The organism is Pseudomonas sp. P4_C3 (assembly GCF_056402075.1).
In genome coordinates, this window is the sequence record NZ_JBFUIC010000485.1 from 1 (window position 1) to 2,375 (window position 2,375).

The window sequence follows — 2,375 nt, forward strand, 5'->3', positions numbered from 1 at the left end:
CTATGGAATGGCGTAATGCAGAAAAAATCATCCAAACGCATCAGTCTCGACGATACCGACTTGGCAATCCTCGCATTGCTGCAAGAAGATGCGAGTATTTCCAACGCTGAGCTCAGTGAGCGCTTGTCGTTAAGCCTGACACCTTGCTGGAGGCGGCGTAAGAGAATGGAGGAGGCGGGCGTGATCAAGGGGTATCAGGCGAACCTTGATCGACGAATGCTGGGGCTGGATATCATGGCGTTCGTGCACATCCGTTTTTCCACCCACGCCGATCACGCTCCCGACGCTTTCGAGGCGGTGATTGCGCAATTGCCTGAAGTGTTGTCCTGTCACAAGATCACCGGGGATGCCGATTACGTGCTGCAAGTGTTGGCAGAGGATCTTGATAGCTACAGTGACTTTATCGAGCAGGTGCTCAGGCGTCAGGTGGGCATTGCGTCCATCCAGTCCAGTCTGGCTTTACGCGAGGTCAAGACCAGTAGCCGTATCGCGATACCCAAATCGAGCAAGGAGTGAATGGGCAGGGGTTAGATCACCTTGTGAAACCCTGCCTTTGACGTAGCTCCGTTGTAATGAAGCCCGGAATAGCAAGGTGCTGACAAAGTGGAAAGCTGAGCACAGCTCTGCGACCGTTGAGTCCTGGCTGACCAAGTAATTCTGAAATGAGTACCAAAGGGCTCTTCGAGGGCCCTTTTTTACGTCATAGGGTCTTCAAGCGATGTGTTCTGGAATTGCTTGATTAGCGATTTGTGCAACCGTAGGTAGCGTTCAGAAAATACAAATGCGAATACGTATCAAAAGCTGATAATGCGGTATACCATACGCCTCGATTTGTTGGCACGTATGCCGTCCCATTTGGCTATTTTCTCAAGGTTTCCTAGATGCGTCGTACTCTGGTTTCTATCTGTGTGATTCATGCGTTTTCCGCTTCCTCCTGGGCAGAGGGCGCCACAACCGATAAAGCCAGTCTGGAGTTGCAAGCAACCGACATCGTTGGCACGGCTGACTTTGAAACCGCCCTGGGGCCCGTCGACGGGTACCGGGCGACGCGTTCATCCAGTGCAACGCGTACCGACACGTCGATCCACGAGACGCCTCAATCCATCAGTGTAGTGACCAAGGATGTCGTGGAAGACATCAGTGCCACCCGATTGCAGGACGCGCTCGATTACGCCGGTGGTGTGGGGCGGGCCAACAACTTTGGCGGCCAGGGCCTGACCACATTTACCGTGCGTGGATTTACCACCGGGGAGTTTTATCGCAACGGGTTCCCGATCAACCGTGGCTATCCGAACATGCCGGATGCGAACACCATCGAAAGGCTCGAAGTTCTGCGAGGGCCTGCGACCATGCTCTATGGCCGAGGCGATCCAGGTGGCACGTTCAACATCATCTCCAAACAACCTCTGGCCGAGCCCACTGTGACGCTGGGTAGCCAACTCGACGACCAGGGAATGCAACGCGGAACTCTGGATGCCTCCGGCCCGCTGGATGAAGAAGGCCGTTTGGCCTATCGCTTGAATGTGGTGGGAGAGGGCGGCGATACCTTCCGAGATCATGTCGAAACCGAACGATACGGCGTCACTCCGGTACTTGCCTGGCAGGTCGACGACGACACCAAGGTGATCTTCGAGGGGGATTTCATGCGCAACAATCACCCGCTGGATCGCGGCGTGACGCACTTTCCCAATCAAATCGGCATAGCCTCTCGCGACACCTTCTTCGGTGAAAAAGACGTTGGCAAACTGCACAACGACAACAACATGGCGCAGCTGCGGTTCGAGCATCTGCTGAGCGATAACTGGACGTTGGGCGGCGGATTCCAATGGCTCGACGGCACCCTCGAGGGGAATGCGGTCGAAGCCAACGGTGTGGCCGCAGACGGGCGCACCCTGGGCCGTAACTTCAACTACCGCAAGCTGGAGTGGACGGACAAGGACACCCAACTCAACCTCACCGGACATTTCACCGCAGGCGGTTTCGATCACACTCTGCTGACCGGCGTCGAGTACGAGGACTACGACTACCAGTCGATCATCCAGCGCTCCAGCGGCGCCGTGAGTGCCTACCCGATCGATATCTTCAACCCGGTGTATGGCCAGCCTCGTCCAGCCTTGACCCGTACCCCGACCAACGACAAGGAAAACCTCAAGACCTACGCGGCATTCGTCCAGGACCAGGTGGCCTTGACCGAGCGTTTGAGAGTATTGGCCGGGGCCCGTTTCGAGCGCTTCGAGCATGATTACCAAACCTTTGTGCCGGGCGGCAGAAGCTGGGAGGCCAGCGACAATGCGGTGACCCCGCGCGTTGGCGTGACCTATGACCTCACCGACACGGTGGCGATCTATGCCGATACGGCTCGCTCGTTCAAGCCC

The 2,375-nt window shown here is 56.5% G+C and carries 2 protein-coding genes; both read left to right on the top strand.

What is annotated here, in order from left to right:
• Positions 1–15 precede the first annotated feature (15 nt).
• A complete protein-coding gene (locus AC1DVH_RS29660; RefSeq protein WP_103393416.1) occupies positions 16–516 on the top strand; it encodes an Lrp/AsnC family transcriptional regulator in 501 nt (166 codons plus the stop codon).
• A 365-nt stretch (positions 517–881) separates the two neighbouring features.
• Positions 882–2,375 (top strand): TonB-dependent siderophore receptor (locus AC1DVH_RS29665; RefSeq protein ID WP_477756788.1); only part of this gene is annotated, 1,494 nt, incomplete at its 3' end.